Origin of the sequence: Arcobacter roscoffensis (assembly GCF_024267655.1) — a bacterium.
GTDB lineage: Bacteria > Campylobacterota > Campylobacteria > Campylobacterales > Arcobacteraceae > Arcobacter_B > Arcobacter_B roscoffensis.
The window spans coordinates 2,589,411-2,607,626 of sequence record NZ_CP100595.1 but is presented as its reverse complement, the minus strand read 5'-3'; the positions used below and the strand labels follow the sequence as shown (position 1 = coordinate 2,607,626).

Annotated in this window: 15 protein-coding genes; 13 read left to right on the top strand and 2 right to left on the bottom strand. The window is 28.5% G+C overall.

Annotation, left to right across the window (positions count from 1 at the left end; translation table 11 throughout):
* Positions 1 to 42 precede the first annotated feature (42 nt).
* Genes rpoB through NJU99_RS12365 form a run of 5 tightly spaced genes read left to right on the top strand, consistent with a single transcriptional unit; the run spans position 43 to position 10,224 of the window.
* Positions 43 to 4,191 carry a DNA-directed RNA polymerase subunit beta gene (gene rpoB, locus NJU99_RS12385; protein ID WP_254576222.1) on the top strand — a complete coding sequence of 1,383 codons (4,149 nt, stop codon included), beginning with the start codon at positions 43 to 45 and terminating at the stop codon, positions 4,189 to 4,191.
* On the top strand, positions 4,181 to 8,713 hold the full coding sequence (gene rpoC, locus NJU99_RS12380) for a DNA-directed RNA polymerase subunit beta' (protein ID WP_254576221.1): 4,533 nt from the start codon (positions 4,181 to 4,183) through the stop codon (positions 8,711 to 8,713). The genes rpoB and rpoC overlap by 11 nt, the downstream gene beginning before the upstream one ends.
* A 29-nt stretch (positions 8,714 to 8,742) precedes the next feature.
* Positions 8,743 to 9,129 carry a hypothetical protein gene (locus NJU99_RS12375; RefSeq protein WP_254576220.1) on the top strand — a complete coding sequence of 129 codons (387 nt, stop codon included), beginning with the start codon at positions 8,743 to 8,745 and terminating at the stop codon, positions 9,127 to 9,129.
* A gap of 57 nt (positions 9,130 to 9,186) precedes the next feature.
* On the top strand, positions 9,187 to 9,894 hold the full coding sequence (locus NJU99_RS12370) for an EAL domain-containing protein (protein ID WP_254576219.1): 708 nt from the start codon (positions 9,187 to 9,189) through the stop codon (positions 9,892 to 9,894).
* A gap of 42 nt (positions 9,895 to 9,936) precedes the next feature.
* Complete coding sequence (locus NJU99_RS12365) at positions 9,937 to 10,224, top strand: YciI family protein (protein WP_254576218.1); 288 nt, start codon at positions 9,937 to 9,939, stop codon at positions 10,222 to 10,224.
* Here the strand turns inward: NJU99_RS12365 and NJU99_RS12360 are convergent.
* The gene (locus NJU99_RS12360; RefSeq protein WP_254576217.1) at positions 10,208 to 10,828 is read right to left on the bottom strand and encodes a transposase; all 621 of its coding nucleotides are present in this window, start codon (positions 10,826 to 10,828) and stop codon (positions 10,208 to 10,210) included. The genes NJU99_RS12365 and NJU99_RS12360 overlap by 17 nt on opposite strands.
* An 89-nt stretch (positions 10,829 to 10,917) precedes the next feature.
* On the opposite strand from NJU99_RS12360, the gene NJU99_RS12355 reads away from it, so the two are divergent.
* The 7 genes from NJU99_RS12355 to NJU99_RS12325 are packed head-to-tail and all read left to right on the top strand — an operon-like array spanning position 10,918 to position 16,231.
* Entirely contained in the window at positions 10,918 to 11,640 is a 723-nt protein-coding gene (locus tag NJU99_RS12355) for a DUF4198 domain-containing protein (protein ID WP_254576216.1), read from the top strand.
* 23 nt (positions 11,641 to 11,663) lie between these two features.
* Positions 11,664 to 12,266, top strand: a complete 603-nt coding sequence (cbiM, locus tag NJU99_RS12350; protein WP_254576215.1) for a cobalt transporter CbiM — start codon at positions 11,664 to 11,666, stop codon at positions 12,264 to 12,266.
* Positions 12,263 to 12,736, top strand: coding sequence for a hypothetical protein (locus tag NJU99_RS12345; RefSeq protein ID WP_254576214.1), 474 nt, complete (start codon positions 12,263 to 12,265; stop codon positions 12,734 to 12,736). The genes cbiM and NJU99_RS12345 overlap by 4 nt, the downstream gene beginning before the upstream one ends.
* Before the next feature lies 1 nt (position 12,737).
* A complete protein-coding gene (locus NJU99_RS12340; RefSeq protein ID WP_254576213.1) occupies positions 12,738 to 13,397 on the top strand; it encodes an energy-coupling factor transporter transmembrane component T family protein in 660 nt (219 codons plus the stop codon).
* Positions 13,381 to 14,031, top strand: a complete 651-nt coding sequence (locus NJU99_RS12335; RefSeq protein ID WP_254576212.1) for an energy-coupling factor ABC transporter ATP-binding protein — start codon at positions 13,381 to 13,383, stop codon at positions 14,029 to 14,031. The genes NJU99_RS12340 and NJU99_RS12335 overlap by 17 nt, the downstream gene beginning before the upstream one ends.
* A gap of 45 nt (positions 14,032 to 14,076) precedes the next feature.
* Complete coding sequence (locus NJU99_RS12330) at positions 14,077 to 14,892, top strand: DUF2971 domain-containing protein (protein WP_254576211.1); 816 nt, start codon at positions 14,077 to 14,079, stop codon at positions 14,890 to 14,892.
* 49 nt (positions 14,893 to 14,941) lie between these two features.
* A complete protein-coding gene (locus NJU99_RS12325) occupies positions 14,942 to 16,231 on the top strand; it encodes a sensor domain-containing diguanylate cyclase (RefSeq protein WP_254576210.1) in 1,290 nt (429 codons plus the stop codon).
* A 2-nt stretch (positions 16,232 to 16,233) separates the two neighbouring features.
* Here NJU99_RS12325 and NJU99_RS12320 read toward each other — a convergent pair whose 3' ends face one another.
* On the bottom strand, positions 16,234 to 17,598 hold the full coding sequence (locus tag NJU99_RS12320) for a chloride channel protein (protein ID WP_254576209.1): 1,365 nt from the start codon (positions 17,596 to 17,598) through the stop codon (positions 16,234 to 16,236).
* A 128-nt stretch (positions 17,599 to 17,726) separates the two neighbouring features.
* Here NJU99_RS12320 and NJU99_RS12315 point away from each other — a divergent pair, with 128 nt between their 5' ends.
* On the top strand, positions 17,727 to 18,212 hold the full coding sequence (locus NJU99_RS12315) for a hypothetical protein (protein WP_254576208.1): 486 nt from the start codon (positions 17,727 to 17,729) through the stop codon (positions 18,210 to 18,212).
* Positions 18,213 to 18,216 lie beyond the last annotated feature (4 nt).

Sequence of the window (18,216 nt, the reverse complement as noted above, 5' to 3'; positions counted from 1 at the left end):
AAAAAGCTTAAAACTAAACCAAATTTTATAACAAGGCCGACAATGTTAAACTCTTTAAAATCTGGTAATAGACTTAGAGTTGATTTTGCAAAAAATCCACAACAAATTGAAATTCCAAATCTACTACAATTACAACAAAATTCATATGATTCATTTTTAATGATTGGACAAGAAGAAAGAGCTGATGCTGGTATAGAAAAAGTATTCAAATCTATTTTCCCAATTCATGATGCACAAAATAGGATTACATTAGACTATCTTGGTTCTGATGTAGGTAAACCTAAATACGATGTTAGAGAATCAATGGTAAGAGGTCTTACTTACTCTATTCCTTTAAAAATCAATATTAGATTAACTTTATGGGACTTAGACGAGAAGACAGGTGAAAAAATTGGTGTTAAAGATATGAAAGAACAATCTTTATTCATCAGAGAAATTCCATTAATGACAGATAGAACTTCTTTTATTGTAAATGGTGTTGAAAGAGTAGTTGTTAACCAATTACACAGATCACCAGGTGTTATCTTTAAAGAAGAAGAATCAAATACATCTGATAACAAACTAATCTATACAGGTCAAATTATTCCTGATAGAGGTTCGTGGTTATATTTTGAGTATGATGCAAAAGATGTATTATATGTAAGAATTAATAAAAGAAGAAAAGTTCCTGTAACAATTTTATTTAGAGCATTAGGTTACTCTAAAGAAGATATTATCAAACTTTTCTATCCTATATTAAATGTTAAAATCAAAAACAATAAATTCTTAACAGAATTTAATCCTGAAGATTTCACAGGAAGAGTTGAATTTGATTTAAAAGATGAAAAAGGTAATTTAATATTAGCTGCTGGTAAAAGGCTTACTGCTAGAAAAGCAAAAGCTTTAGAAGAAGGTGGTTTAAAACTAGTTGAATATCCAATTGAATTACTAATGGATAGATCAACTGCATCTACTATATTTGATCCTGAATCTGGCGAAGTGTTATTTGATGCTTTAACTAATTTAGATGAAATTAAATTAAAAAAACTTTTAGATTTAGGTTTTGAAAATTTTGATATCGCAAATGACTTAGCAACAGGTGTTGATGATTCTATTATCAATGCATTTAAAGCTGATGCTGAATCATTAAAATTATTAAAACAAACAGAAGAAATTGATGATGAAAATGATTTATCAGCAATTAGAATCTATAAAGTTATGAGACCAGGTGAGCCTGTAACTAAAGAAGCTGCAAAAGAATTTGTTAAAAAACTATTCTTTGATCCAGAAAGATATGACTTAACTAAAGTTGGTAGAATGAAAATGAACCACAAGTTAGGTGTTAATGTTCCTGAATATGTAACGACTTTAACTTATGAAGATGTTATTAAAACAGTTCAATATTTAGTAAAAGTTAAATCTGGTCATGGTCATATTGATGATAGAGATCACTTAGGTAACAGAAGAATTAGAGCAATTGGTGAATTATTAGCAAATGAAATGCATTCTGGTTTAATTAAAATGCAAAAAGCTATTAGAGATAAAATGACTACTTTATCAGGTACATTAGAAGATATTATGCCTCATGATTTAGTTAACTCTAAAATGATTACATCAACTATTACTGAATTCTTTACATCTGGTCAGTTATCTCAATTTATGGATCAAACTAACCCATTATCAGAAGTTACTCATAAAAGAAGACTTTCTGCACTTGGTGAAGGTGGTTTAGTAAAAGAAAGAGCTGGATTTGAAGTAAGAGATGTTCACCCAACTCACTATGGTAGAATTTGTCCAGTTGAAACTCCAGAGGGTCAAAATATTGGTCTTATTAATACTTTATCAACTTTCTCTAAAGTTAATGATTTAGGATTTATTGAAGCACCATATAAGACTGTTAAAGATGGTCAAATAACTGATGAAATTAAGTACTATACAGCAACTCAAGAAGAGGGACTAGTAATTGCTCCTGGATCAACTAAAGTTGATGAAAATGGAAAAATTGTTGAACCTCTAATTGAAGCTAGACAAGATGGAGAAATTTTATTAGTTGAAAGAAGTAAAGTTGATTTAATTGATATTTCTTCTCAAATGGTTATGGGTGTTGCTGCATCTTTAATTCCATTCTTAGAGCATGATGATGCCAATAGAGCCTTAATGGGATCGAATATGATGAGACAAGCTGTTCCATTATTAAAACCTAATGCTCCTGTTGTTGGAACTGGTTTAGAAAAAACAGTTGCAAGAGACGCATGGGAAGCTATTAAAGCTGATAGAGGCGGAGTTATTGAAAAAGCTGATGCTAAGAATATCTACGTTAGAGGTGAAGATGAAAACGGTGCCTTTATTGATCACTATACAGTAAATAAAAATGTTAGAACAAATAATAATACTTCATTTGGTCAAAGAATTGGCATAAAAGAGGGTGATATTGTTGAAAAAGGACAAGTTATTGCTGATGGTCCTTCTATGGACAATGGTGAGTTAGCAGTTGGTGTTAATGCTTGTGTTGCCTTTATGCCATGGAATGGATATAACTATGAGGATGCGATTGTTCTTTCTGAGAGATTAATTAAAGAAGATGCATTTACTTCTGTTCATATTTATGAAAAAGATGTTGAATGTAGAGAGCTTAAGCATGGTAATGAAGAAATTACTAGAGACTTACCAGGTGTTAAAGAAGAATCAATTTCTCACTTAGATGGATCAGGTATTGTTAAAGTTGGTACATTTGTTAAGCCAGGTATGATTTTAGTTGGTAAAGTAACTCCAAAAGGTGAAATCAAACCAACTCCTGAAGAAAGACTTTTAAGAGCTATCTTTGGAGAAAAAGCTGGGCATGTTATTAACAAATCATTATTAACTCCTACTTCTATGGAAGGAACTGTTGTTGACGTTAAAGTATTCACTAAAAAAGGATACGAAAAAGATGAAAGAGCAGTAGCTGAGATTGAAGCAGAAAAAGCAGAATTAGATATTAAACATCATGATAAGCTATTAATGCTAGATAGAGAAGAAATCTTAAAAATCAATGATTTATTATCTAAATCAGAATTAGCTAAAGATGTTGAAGTTGAAGAGGTTACTTATAAAAAAGGTGAAAAAATTCCTTTTGAAATTTTAACTAATGTTAACAGATTTGCTATGAAAAAAGTTGTTGCTTCTTATTCAAATGAAGTTGAGAAGAAATACAATGAAATTAAAGATTACTTTATTAAGCAAAAAGCTCAATTAAGAGATGAACATGAAGAAAAACTTCAAGTATTAGAGCATGATGATATTTTACCTTCAGGTGTAATTAAACAAGTTAAAGTTTATATTGCAACTAAGAGAAAAATCAAGGTTGGGGATAAAATGGCCGGAAGACACGGTAATAAAGGTATTGTTTCTAATATCGTTCCTCAAGTTGATATGCCTTATATGAAAGATGGATCTACTGTTGATGTAATTCTTAACCCACTAGGGGTACCTTCAAGGATGAATATTGGTCAGATCCTAGAAGTTCACTTAGGTTTAGTTGGTATGAAGCTTGGTGCTCAAATTCAAGAAATGTTTGAAAACAAAAAAGCAGAATTTGTAACTGAGTTAAGAGCAAAAATGAGTGAAATTGCATCTGTTGCTAAGCTTATGAATGGTAAAGAATTTATGGATTCATTATCAGATGAAGATCTTATTAAATATGGTCAAGACTGGACTAAGGGTGTAAGATTTGCTACACAGGTATTTGATGGTGTTAAAGAAGAAGAGTTTGTAAAACTTTTTGAATTAGCTAAAATTGATACTGATGGTAAAACTAGACTTTATGATGGTAAAACAGGTACTGCTATGAATGAGAGAGTTAATGTTGGTTATATGTATATGCTAAAACTACATCACTTAGTTGATGAAAAAGTTCACGCAAGATCTACAGGACCTTACTCACTTGTAACACAACAGCCTGTTGGTGGTAAAGCACTATTTGGTGGTCAGAGATTTGGGGAAATGGAAGTTTGGGCTCTTGAAGCATATGGAGCTACAAATGTTCTTAAAGAGATGCTTACAACTAAATCAGATGATGTTGAAGGTAGAACAAGAGCATATAGAGCAATCGCTAATGGTGAAAATGTTCCAAGTTCGGGTGTACCTGAAACATTCTTCGTATTAACGAAAGAGTTAAAAGCTTTAGGTTTAGATGTTGAGATATTTGACGAGGTAGAAAACGATGAGCAATAATGAAAAAATTTTAGAACCAATTGAAATAAAAGAATTAGAAAGACCGACTGACTTTTCGGCCTTTCAATTAAGACTTGCTAGTCCTGAAAAAATTCTTGCATGGTCTTCTGGTGAAGTAAAGAAACCTGAAACTATTAACTATAGAACACTTAAACCTGAAAGAGATGGATTATTTTGTGCTAAGATTTTTGGACCTGTAAAAGACTATGAGTGTCTTTGTGGTAAATACAAAAAAATGAGATACAAAGGTGTAGTTTGTGAGAAATGTGGTGTTGAAGTAACATCATCGAAAGTTAGAAGACACAGAATGGGTCATATTGACTTAGTTTCTCCTGTTGCACACATTTGGATGGTTTCATCATTACCTACAAGAATAGGTACTTTATTAGGTGTAAAACTAAAAGATTTAGAAAGAGTATTATATTACGAAGCATATATTGTAAGTGAGCCAGGTGATGCTTATTATGATAATGAGAAAACTAAAAAAGTATCAAAATTTGATATTTTAAATGAAGAACAATATAGAACTATTTCTGATTTATTTGAACATACTGGTTTTGAAGCTGATATGGGTGGACAAGTTGTAAGAGATTTACTAGAAACTTTAGACTTATTTGAATTATTAACTAAGTTAAAAGAAGAAATGTCTGCAACTAAATCAGAAGCAAAAAGAAAAACTATTATTAAAAGACTTAAAGTTGTTGAAAACTTTATTAACTCTGGAAATAGACCTGAATGGATGATGTTAACTCAGTTACCAGTACTTCCACCAGATTTAAGACCATTAGTATCTTTAGATGGTGGTAAATTTGCAGTTTCTGATGTTAATGACTTATATAGAAGAGTTATTAACAGAAATAACAGACTTAAAAGACTTACAGAACTTGATGCACCTGAAATTATTATTAGAAATGAAAAAAGAATGCTTCAAGAAGCAGTTGATGCTTTATTTGATAATGGTAAAACTGCAAATGCTGTTAAGGGTGCAAATAAAAGACCATTAAAATCTTTATCTGAGATTATTAAAGGTAAGCAAGGTAGATTTAGACAGAACTTACTTGGTAAAAGGGTTGACTTCTCAGGTAGATCTGTAATTGTTGTTGGACCTACTTTAAATATGGACCAGTGTGGTATTCCTAAAAAAATGGCTTTAGAGTTATTTAAACCACACTTAATGGCTAAGTTAGAAGAAAAAGGTTATGCAACTACATTAAAATCTGCAAAGAGATTAATTGAGTCTGAAACTAATGAAGTTTGGGAATGTTTAAATGAGATTGTTGATGAGTATCCTGTTATGCTAAACAGAGCACCAACTCTTCACAAATTATCAATTCAAGCTTTCCACCCAGTATTAATTGATGGAAAAGCTATTCAGTTACATCCATTAGTTTGTGCTGCATTTAATGCCGACTTCGATGGTGACCAAATGGCCGTACACGTTCCATTATCACAAGAAGCAGTTGCAGAAGCTAAAATTTTAATGATGTCTTCAATGAACATCCTTTTACCAGCATCAGGTAGAGCTATTGCTGTACCATCACAAGATATGATTTTAGGTATTTACTACCTATCATTAGAAAAAGATGGTGTAAAAGGTGAGCATAAATTATTTACAGATGTAAATGAAGCTAAAATTGCTTTAGATATGGCTCAAGTTAATTTACATGCAAAAATTAGAACTAAGATTGATGATAAAGTTATTCATACTACTGTTGGTAGATTAATTGTTCACGAAATCTTACCTGATTTTGTTCCTGTTTCATTATGGAATAAAATTTTAAAGAAAAAAGATATCGGTACTTTAGTAGACTATATTTATAAGCATGGTGGTTATGAAGTAACTCCTAGATTCTTAGATAACTTAAAGAACTTAGGTTTCAGATATGCAACTGATGCTGGTATTTCTGTATCTATTGATGATATTAGAGTTCCTGAAACAAAAGAAGGTCATATTGCTTCTTCTAAAAAAGAAGTTATTGAAGTTCAAAAGCAGTTTGCACAAGGTTTATTAACTGAGCAAGAAAGATATAATAAGATTATTGATATTTGGACAGAAGTAAATAATAAACTTGGTTCTGAAATGATGAATTTAGTTGAGCAAGATAAAGATGGATTTAACTCTATTTATATGATGGCCGATTCTGGGGCAAGAGGTTCTGCTGCACAGATTAGACAGCTTTCGGGTATGAGGGGTCTTATGGCTAAGCCAGATGGTTCTATTATTGAAACGCCAATTATTTCGAACTTTAGAGAAGGTCTAAACGTACTTGAGTACTTTATTTCTACTCACGGTGCTAGAAAAGGTCTTGCGGATACAGCTTTAAAAACTGCCAATGCAGGTTACTTAACAAGAAAACTAATTGATGTATCTCAAAATGTAAGAATCACAATTGAAGATTGTGGAACTCATGAGGGTATTGAAATTACAGATATTTCTTTTGGTAATGAATTAATTGAATCATTAGAAGAAAGAATCACTGGTAGAGTTATTGCTGAAGATATTATTGATCCTATCTCTAATGAGATTTTATTTACAGAAGGAACATTAATTACTGAAGAAAATGCAAAAGTTGTTGCAGAAGCTGAAGTAAAATCAGTAGTAATTAGAACACCTTTAACTTGTAAAGTAGAACATGGTTTATGTTCTAAATGTTATGGTCTTAACCTTGGTGAGCAAAGAAAAGCTACTCCAGGTGAAGCTGTTGGTGTTGTTGCAGCACAGTCTATTGGTGAGCCAGGAACACAGCTTACACTTAGAACATTCCACGTTGGTGGTACTGCATCTGCTACACAAACAGAAAGAGAATTAAGAGCTGATAAAGAAGGTTTCATTAGATACTATAACATCAGAACTTATAAAAATAGTGAAAATAAAAATATCGTTGCGAACAGAAGAAATGCAGGTATTTTATTAGTTGAACCAAAAATAAACGCGCCATTCAAAGGTAATGTTACTGTTGAAACTATTCACGAAGAGGTTATTTTAACTATCTCTAATGGAAGTGAAGATAAGAAATATTACTTAAGAAAGAACGACGTTGCAAAACCAAATGAGCTTGCTGGTGTATCTGGTAAGATTGAAGGTAAATTATATTTACCATATACAGATGGTGTTGAAGTTGAAGCTAATGAGTCAGTTGTTGAAATGATTAAAGATGGTTGGAATGTTCCAAACAGAATTCCATTCGCTTCTGAATTAAGAGTTGCAGATGGAGCTCCTATTACTTCTAAGATTGTAACAGGTGCAAAAGGTGTTGTTAAATACTATAAATTAACTGGTGACTATTTAGAAAGAAGACATGATATTAAAGCTGGTGACAAAGTTGATGAAAAAGGTTTATTTGCTGTAATCGTTGATGGTGAAGGTAGAGAAGCATTAAGACACTATGTTGCTAGAGGTTCAAAAGTTGAATTAAATGATGATGTAGAAGTTGAAAAAGAATCAGTTATCGCAGTACCAGAAAGTGAAGAACAAGTTGTAATCGCTGAGTGGGATCCATATTCAAATCCATCAATTGCTGAAAAAGAAGGTACTATTACATTTGAAGATATTATTCCAGGTGTAACAGTTTCTGAGCAATTTGATGAGTTAACAGGTACTTCTAAGTTAGTTGTAAATGAGTATATTCCAAGTGGATATAAACCAACTGTTATCTTAGCAACAGAAGATAAAGAGTTAATTAGATATCAATTAGATCCTAAAACATCTATCAATGTATCTGAGGGACAAAAAGTTAATGTAGCTGATATTATTGGTAAAACACCAAAAGCAACTCAAAAATCGAAAGATATTACTGGGGGTCTTCCAAGAGTATCTGAGTTATTTGAGGCTAGAAGACCTAAGAATATTGCAGTACTTGCATCATTTGATGGTATAGTTTCATTTGGTAAGCCACTTAGAAATAAACAAAGAATAATTATTACTGATGAAAATGGTAATAAAGGTGAATTCTTAGTTGAAAAATCTAAGCAAATCTTAGTACATGAAGGTGAGTTTGTACATGCTGGTGAGGCATTAACAGATGGTCAAACATCTCCTCATGATGTATTAAGAATTTTAGGTGAAAAAGCATTACATTACTTTATTGTATCAGAAGTACAACAAGTATATAGATCTCAAGGGGTAAATATTGCTGATAAACATATTGAGGTTATTACATCTCAAATGTTAAGACAGGTATCTATACTTGATGGTGGAGATACTAAGTTTATTATTGGTGATATGATTTCTAAGAAAAGATTTAAAATTGAGAATGAAAGAATTATTAAACTTGGTGGAGAGCCAGCTATTGCAGAACCATTATTACTTGGTATTACAAGAGCAGCTGTTACATCTGATTCTATTATCTCAGCAGCATCTTTCCAGGAAACTACAAAAGTATTAACAGAAGCTGCAATTTCAGCTAAAATGGATATGCTAGAAGACTTAAAAGAGAATGTTGTAATTGGTAGAACTATCCCCGTTGGAACAGGACTTTATAAAGATAAGAAAATTAAATTTTCACAACCTAACGAACAATAAGGCTTAGCCTTATTGTTTAACACTTAAATATGGAATACTTATTACTACTTACAGTATTTATACTACTAGAGTTTTTTGAATCAAAATGGCAAAAAGCTGATACTTTACATGGATTGATTTTAAACAATTTTTACTTATTTAAACAAAATATATTTTTATACTTTTCTATGCATGTTACTTTCTTTTATACAATGTTTTTATGTTTTTATTTAAATAATTTTGGATTTTGGATGAGTTCAATTTTGATAATTAAGTTTTTAGATATAACTTTTAAATTATCAATGATGAAAAAATTATTAAATGGCTCTACTCTTGAAGAAGTAATGCCCCTAAATATACAAATGTCTAATATTTTTAGATACATGAATGTAATCATATACCCTACAAGTTTCATTTTTGCACTTAATCTTATTTAATCAATACTAATAGTAATTATCAATTTTATATAAGCATTAGTTAGTTATTATTCATTTATGAATAGTATAGAATTTAAACAATTAATATTAAACGCAAACTACTATACAAAATATGAACCTATTTTGTATAAAGATAGTTTAGAAATATATGGTTATGAGGCATTGTCAAAATTTGACATAAACAATGATGTTATAAGTACAGAAGATATTTTCAAAAAACTTCACCATAATAATAAACTTTTTTTTGAACTTGAGAAAAGAAATAAACAATTACAAGTTGAAAATTTTGATTTCAAAAGTAAGCTTTTTCTAAATTTTGATGCAGATATTTTTGTAACTTGCGAACAACAACAATTTTGGGAGAGTTTTTTATTAGAACATAAAACAAACTTAGTTGTAGAAATTACAGAAAATGGAAGTGATGATGAAACAAGTGCAACTATTATGAAAAACTTTTCATTATGGCTAAAAAAGAAGTCTATAGATACAGCATTAGATGACTTTGCTCAAGATGGTTCAATGTTTTCTTTTTTTATGATGAATAATAGTAAATATATTAAAATAGATAAGTCTTTTATCAAACAAATAAACTCAAATGAAAATTATATACACTATTTAAATGGTATTTTAAAAACAATCAAATTAAATGGGCAATATTCAATTATAGAAGGCGTTGAATCAAAATATGATTATGATATGATTAAGAGCTTAGATTGTGATTTTGTGCAAGGTTATTATTTTGATACCCTTGTAACTATTGTTTAATTTTATTTGGTTAAAATTTTATATCAAGAAAAAAGGATAAAGATGCAATATTTAATTATCGCTTATGATTATGAAGATGCTTTAGAAAAAAGAATGGAGTCAAGACCTACTCATGTTGAGGAAACTCAAAAATTAATGGCTGAGGGAAAGATAGTATCTGCTTGTGCATTAATAGAAGATGATAAAATGGTTGGTTCATCTGTAGTTACAAATTTTGAAGATGAAGATGAATTTGATGAGTGGTTAGTAAATGAACCATATGTTAAAAATGGTGTATGGAATATGGAAGAAATTCAAGTTGTTCCTATTAAGGTTATGCCAAAAGCTTAAGAAGAATTTCTTCTTGAGTTTTTTTAGAATAGTTAAATTTAAACTCACACTCTTTTAAATACAAAACAAAATTTTCACTATTTAATCCTTTGTATTTTTTCAAAAAAATCTCAAGAAAATTCCAAAAATCATTTATCATACTATTTGAGCTTTCTAGTTTTGTAATTTTGTTAAATTTTATAAAGTTTGATAAATCTTTATTATTGGAACTTACAAATTTACTTAGTGAAGGAAGCATAATGTTATAAATGTAGCCATTATAATTAAATGTCAAAAAGTTTTGTGCTGCTTTTAAATTATTGTTTTTTATGTATATATACTCATCAAATTCATATTTATTATCTTTTCTTTTTATATATTCATTATCTAATAAATTGGTTATATGTTTTCTATATAACATAAACTTCTTAGAAACAGTTATATAGTTTAGTTTTAAGTTTTTAGAAGTTTCTAATGCTGTTTTATTTTCACAAAAAGAGTCAATAAGTTTCAACTCGCGTTTGTATTTTTTTAGTGAAAACTTCTTTTTGCATGAAGCACACTTTATATGTTCATTTTTAAGATAGTATAGTTTACTACTATTACAATAAATACAATTTTTCATTTTTAGTTCCAAAAGTATATAAGAAATATTAAAATTTATTTTACAGTAAAAATCTTAAGATAAAATTCACAAAAACTATAGGAGTATATATGAAAAACCTAATCTTACTTTTTTGTTTTGCAATAGTTTCAAATGCACATTTTCTTACAATGTTGCCAAATACAGATACTATCAAAAATAAAAATGAAGCAAATCTGAAAATTGAAGCTATGTTTATTCATCCTTTTGAACAAACAGGTATGAATATGGAGAAACCAGAGGGAATTTACTTAAATACTAAAAATAATCCTTTAGATTTAAAAGAGATAAAACTATTTGGTGAAAAAGCATGGAGTACGAACTATAGTGTAAAAAAACCAGGTGTATATAAGTTTTTTACAGTTCCTAAACCTTATTTTGAACCAGCGGAGGGTAAGTTTATTTCTCATGTTCCAAAAGTGATTGTAAGTGCTTATGGATTAGAAGAGGGCTGGGATGAACCAATTGGATTAAAATATGAAATTGTTCCTATGGTAAAACCATTTGCTTTATATACTGGAAATATTTTTACAGGAAAAGTTTTAGTTGATGGTAAACCTGTATCAAATGTTGAAGTTGAAGTAGAATTTTATAATACTTTAGGACTAAAAGCTCCTAGTGATTCACATATTACACAAGTTGTTAAAACAAATTCAAATGGTGAATTTAGCTTTGTTATGAATCAAAAAGGTTGGTGGGGATTTGCTGCGCTGATTGAAGAAGGACAAAAAGAGTTTAATGGTAAAATGTATCCTATCGAAAATGGTGCATTAATGTGGGTAAAAACATATTAATAAAATAGAATTTAGGATTTAAGATGCATATATCAGATGGAGTATTAAGTATAGAAGTTGCAAGTACTTTAGGTGTAGTAAGTTTAGCTTTATGTGCTTACTCTATAAAGAGTATTAAAAGTGAAAATATATCTTTAGTTGCAGCAATGAGTGCTTTATTTTTTATCGCATCTTTTATTCATATTCCATTAGGCCCAACTCAAATACATTTGCTTTTAATAGGTGTGATAGGATTATTTTTAGGAAAGGCAGTTTTTTTAAGTCTTGCTATTGCTTTGTTATTACAAGCCTTACTTTTAGGATATGGAGGTTTAACTTCTTTAGGAGCAAATATAATTATTATGGCACTTCCAGCATTTTTAGTTTATCTTTTAAATAAACTAAGCTTTTTTAAAAAAATTAATGAAAAAATTAGATTTTTTTTATATGGAAGTTTAGGTATTGCTTTTAGTGTAATATTATTAGCCTTGGTTTTATATTTTGCAAAAGATGAATACTTAATAGCCTCTTACTCTTTAATAATAGCAAATATTCCTGCTATAATTTTGGAAGGATTAATCACACTATTTTTACTTCTTTATATTAAAAAATCAATTCCAAAACTTTTAAAAGAGGCCAATGTATGATGAGAATTATATGTATTTTGTTTATATTTATAAGTAGTATTTATGCCCATAAATTAAATGTATTTACAAATTTTGAAGATAATAAGCTTTATGTAAATTCATATTTTGCAAATGGCAATGCTTGTCAAAAATGTAAGATAAGAATTATAAAAGATGATAAATTGGTTATTGAAGATAAAACTAATACAAAAGGTGAGTTTGAAACCACAGTAAATTATAACTCTTTTATTTTAAGTGTTGATGCAGGCTCTGGGCATGCTATATTAAAAGATATACAAAAAGTAATAAAACCTAAAAAAAGATATGAAAATAATCAATTACAAAAACTTCAAGAAGAGAATAAAAACTTGAAACTACAAATTAAGCTTTTAGAAGAGAGATTATCATACTTTGAGTTTTTCAAAATAGTCTTTGCTTTAATTGTGATTATTGGAATCTTTACATTTTTAAAAAGAGTAAAAAAGAGCTAATGTGAGTATTTTCAATCCAGCAATATCTTTGGTTTGTGCATTTTTTTATTCACTTTTGGTAAGTTTTTCTTATTTCGAAGTATATTTTATAATTCCTCTTATTTTCTTACTTTTTATAAATAAAGATAATTTACTCTATATATTCAAAAAACTACTTTTTTTAAATCTTTTTATATTTATACTTTTTTTAACTTTGTTGTATAGCAGTTCCTTTGAAGATGCACTAAATATTTATATAAGAGCAAATGCTATAATTCTTTTTAATCTGAGTTTATTTTTTAGTTCAAAGGGCTATGATATAGTAAGAGCTTTAAGTATTTTAAAATTGCCTAAGAGTTTAGTTGCTACTACTTATTTTACTTTGAAAATGATAGAGTTTTTATCAACAGATTTTGTTTTAATAAAAAACAGTTTAAAAGCAAGAGGGTTTAAGGCAAATACTTCTTTATTTACATATGAGACATTTGGTAATATCTTGGGTTTATTGTTTGTAAAAGCAATTAGAAAGTCTTATGCTTTAAAACAGACTTTTATATATAGAGGCTTTAATGGAGAGATTTTTTTAAATGATGATTTTTCATTAAATATAAAAGATTACTATTTAATTGTCGTAACTTTTTCCATAATTTTAATAAAGGTAATTTATGAGTTGTTCATTTAATTTAAAAAATATAAGCTATAAAAATGATACGAAACATCTATTTTCTAATATAAACTTAGATGTAGGACATGAGCAAAAAGTAGCAATTATTGGCTCAAATGGAGCAGGGAAAAGCTCCCTTCTTAAAATAATAGCAGGATTAGAGTCAAACTATGAAGGTGAACTTCACTTATTTCATAATAAAATTAGTTCTAAAAAAGAGTATGAAAGATTTAGAAGTGATATAGGTTATCTTCCTCAAGATGTTAGTGATTTTTTTCTTTGTCCTACTGTAATAGAAGATGTAATGTTTAATCTTAGATGTAGGGGCGAAAAAAAAGAAGAGGCATACACTAAGGCATTAGTAATTTTAGAGCAGTTAAATATAGTTCATCTAAAAGATAGAATAATTTATGACTTAAGTGGAGGAGAACAAAAAATCGTAGCTATTGCTGGTATTTTGATAACAAAACCAAAAATACTACTTTTAGATGAACCTACTAATGCTTTAGATAGTAGCTCAGAGCAAAAAATTATTGAACTGTTAAACTCTATAAATAAATCTATGGTAATTGTATCTCATCATAAAAGTTTCATTGAAAAGCTAGCACCAACAATATATGAACTAAAATCAAATGGCTTGAAACTAATCTAAATTTAGTTAATATATAATTCTATACTAGCTCAAATAGGAGTTGAAATGGGAAAGATTATATATCACTACTGTCATGTGGAAGCCTTTCGTGCAATTATTCAAAATAAGAAATTATGGTTAAGTTCTGTTTATAATCTAAATGATTACAAGGAAATACACTGGATAAACGATAAGGTAAATAGTAAATTAGAAAGAGTAAGAAATAAAGATAACTTCTCTAAATATAAAGCCTTTGAAGATATTTTTAATAAGCAATTACCAAGTGTCTACATAGCTTCTTTTTCTCAAGGAAGTGATTTGTTAAGTCAATGGAGAGCATATGCAAATGATGGTTATGGTGTTGCGATTGGTTTTAACTCAGATTATTTTAAAACAAACAATTTAGTTCATACAACAGAAGTTTTATATGATGAGAACTTACAAGAAGAACAAATTGATGTAATCTTTAAACCTTTAGAAAATATTGAAAATGATATAGATTTTCAAAGTACAAAGTTTAAAGAAATTTGTAAAGAAGTAATATCAAATATAAACAATCTTGCTGCAAAATCAAAAAATGAACTTTTTGAAGAGGAAAAAGAAGTAAGGCTTATTCATAATCCAATTATAATAGATGATAAAGAAAACGAAGAGTTTATTTTTAAGAATAATTTGTCAAATATGATGTTTCGTGCAGTTTGCGGAAACCTTATTCCTTATTTTGAATTTGATTTCAATAAAAATATTGAAAATACTCCAGCTATTATTGAGATTATAAGAGGACCTAAAAATAGATTTATAGATAAAGAAATTAAGATTTTTTTATCTAATAACGGTTTTTATAATGTAGATATAAAAAGTTCAAAATCTTCATATCGATAAGAGTTTTTTATTTGATTTATAATAAAATGTAATAAGAAAAGGAATACTTATGGACTGTAAAGAAGAAAATAATAAATTAAGTATTGAATTAGAATCTTTTAAAACTCTTATTAATGAAACAGGTGCTTATGTTTATACTAAAGATTTATATGGAAAATATACCTTTGCAAATAGTCTAGTTTTATCCTTATTTGAAAAATCTTTAGATGAGGTTATAGGAAAAGATGATACTTCTTTTTTTGATTTAAATATGTCAAATGAATTAAAGAAAAATGATTCAGAAGTTTTAGTAGATGGAAAAATTATTGAAAAAGAAGAAATTAATTATATAAAAGAGACAAAAGAAGAGAGAATCTATTGGACCGTAAAAAAGCCTTTGTATAACAAAGAGGGTAATATTATTGGAATGTGTGGTATTTCAACAGATATTACTCAAAGAAAAAAACTTGAATTAGAACTTGAAGAGAAAACAAAACTCTTAAATACTATTTTAGATAATGTAGATGCGTATATTTATATGAAAGATGAAAATAGAAAATTCAAATATGTAAATTCTAAAGTGGCTAATCTTTTTGGTTACGAGGCTGATTATATAATAGGTAAAAAAGATATAGAAGTTTTAAACAAAGATGTTGCTGAGAGTTTCTGGGAAATGGATAAAAAAGTTTTTGAATCAAATAAATCAAAAAGTCAAGAAGAACTGTATTTTGATGATGAAGGAAATGAAAGACACTATTGGAGTAAGAAAATTCCTTTTAAAATGCAAGGGGATGATTTTATGTCTTTAATTGGTTTATCTACTGATATTACTGAGCTTCAACAATTAAAAGATAAACTAAAAAAACAATCAATTACTGATTATTTAACAAAGGCAAATAATAGAAGATATTTTGTTCAGCAGGCAAAAATAGAGTTTAAAAAGTCAATCAGGCATAAATTAGATTTATCTATCTTAATCTTAGATGTTGATTGGTTTAAAAAGGTAAATGATACTTATGGACATTTAATAGGAGATAAGGTTCTAATAGAAATAGTAAAACTATGTAAAAAACTAAAAAGACAAGAAGATACCTTCTGTAGAATAGGTGGGGAAGAGTTTGCTTTTATTTTACCTTGTACAAATATAGTTCAAGCAGAAGAGTTTGCTTATAGATTAAAAGAATTTCAAGAAAAAAAACCTTTTAAGAATATATGTGAAGATGATATAAATATCACTTTTAGTATGGGTATTTCATCTTATTATCAACCTGATGAAAGTTATGAGTCTATCTTTTCAAGGGCTGATGATGCTTTATATGAAGCAAAAGAGAGTGGAAGAAATAAGGTTTGTATTAAATAAACTTATTTCTTCTGTTTAAATCTAACTTTTTTTAAAAAACTTTTCATCTTCTCTTTGTTCTTATCTGATAACTCTACACTGCTTTTATCTACATTATCTCCATAATCAATATTTAGCATATCAGATTTTTTCATATTTAGAATTTGAGATTGGAATACACTTCTATGTCCTGTAATCAAAAATGTAATAATTGCACTAATTGCTGCATAGTGAGCTATCTCTATTCCAAAAAGTTCAACTGCCATAATCGTTGCTGCTATTGGAGCATTTGTAGTTCCTGCTAAAACACTTGTAAGCCCAAGAGCTGCAAATAAAGCAATGTTATCACCTATTAAAGTTCCAAAAAACTGCCCACTAGTTGCTCCCACATAAAAAATAGGGGTAATAACTCCTCCACTTCCTCCTGCACCTAAGGTTACAGATGTATATATTGTTTTTGCAATAAATGAGTACCATGGTATATCATTTGCCATATTTGGATCACTATAAAAAAGTGTAGAGATTGTATCAAGTCCTAGTCCAAAATATTTATCACCAATAAAAAAAGATAGAACTACCAAGAACGTACCTGCTAGAAATGCCTTCAAATAGACATTAAGCTTGATTTTTTTTATTTGAATTTCTGTATTTTTTAAAGTAACAATCATAAAATAAGAGATTAGTCCAAAAAATAGACCTGCTATTATTACTTGAAGCATTAAGACAATATCAAAAGGAATAGCATTTGAAAACTCCATATGATAGTAAGTATAATTAATACCTAAAAGTTTAGCTGTTGTATAGGCTGCAAATCCAGCAATAAATGAGGGTAATAATACATCATACATTATAATACCAATAATTAAAACTTCAACCCCAAAAATAGCACCTGAAATTGGTGTTCCAAATACAGAAGCAAAACCGGCACTAATACCACATATTACAAGTTTTTTTCTATCTCTTGCGGAGAATTTCACAAGTTGAGATATAAAAGAAGCAGCACCAGCTCCTATTTGAGCACCTGGACCTTCTTTTCCTACAGAACCTCCTGTAAAAATTGTAATAACTGTGGCAAAAAGTTTAATAGGCATAACTTTTACATCCATTAAACCATCTTTTTTATGTACAGCTTCAATAACTTTTTCTGTACCATGACCTTTTGCATCGGGGGCAAATTTTTTTACTAAAAAAATAGTTAACATTAAACCAAATGGCAATAAATAGTAAGAAGGAAAGGGAAGAAGTTCACCTTGAGTATTTGCACTATGTATGATATTTAAAAAGAAAGTAATTATTGCACCAATAATCACACCAATAGCTGATGATAGTAAAACCCATTTTGTTACACTAAAAAATATAAGAGATTGTTCTAAAAAATGTTTTTTCATAATAGAATCTTTGGAAAGTATTTATAATAAAATTGTAACACATAAAAGTAAGACAGAATTAAAAAAAAGCAATACATGTAGAAAAGTTTCGAGATTTAGATATACTTACGAAAAAAATAAGGTAATAAATGAATTTTAAAGATTTAAGTATAGAAGAGAAAAAACAAATCAATGAACTTCTTACAAAATATTCAGACTCAATTGGTGGAATAAATTTCTTCTTGCAACTTCTTGATGATATTAAAAAAGAGGCTACTTTCCCACTTTTAAATAAAAGTAATGTTTATCATTTCTCTAAAGGAAAAGTTTCTTGGAGTAAAGCAATTTATAAAGATACAAAGCTTTTACTTCACAACTATTTAAAAAATATGGATAAAGATGAAAAATACTTATCTACTGTAAAACCAAAAGAGAAAAAGAATATTGATAATATGATGAGAACTTTAAAACCAGTAGAAATAAAAGTAAGAAGTAAAAATAATGCTGACGAAGGTTTTAGTTTTAATCTTATTGATATTACTGATGAAAAAAATGTAAAAGTATCTTTATCATACAAAATCATATTTTTCTATGGCAAAGATTTTGCAAAACAAGCATTAAGTTTCAAGGCTTAAATTT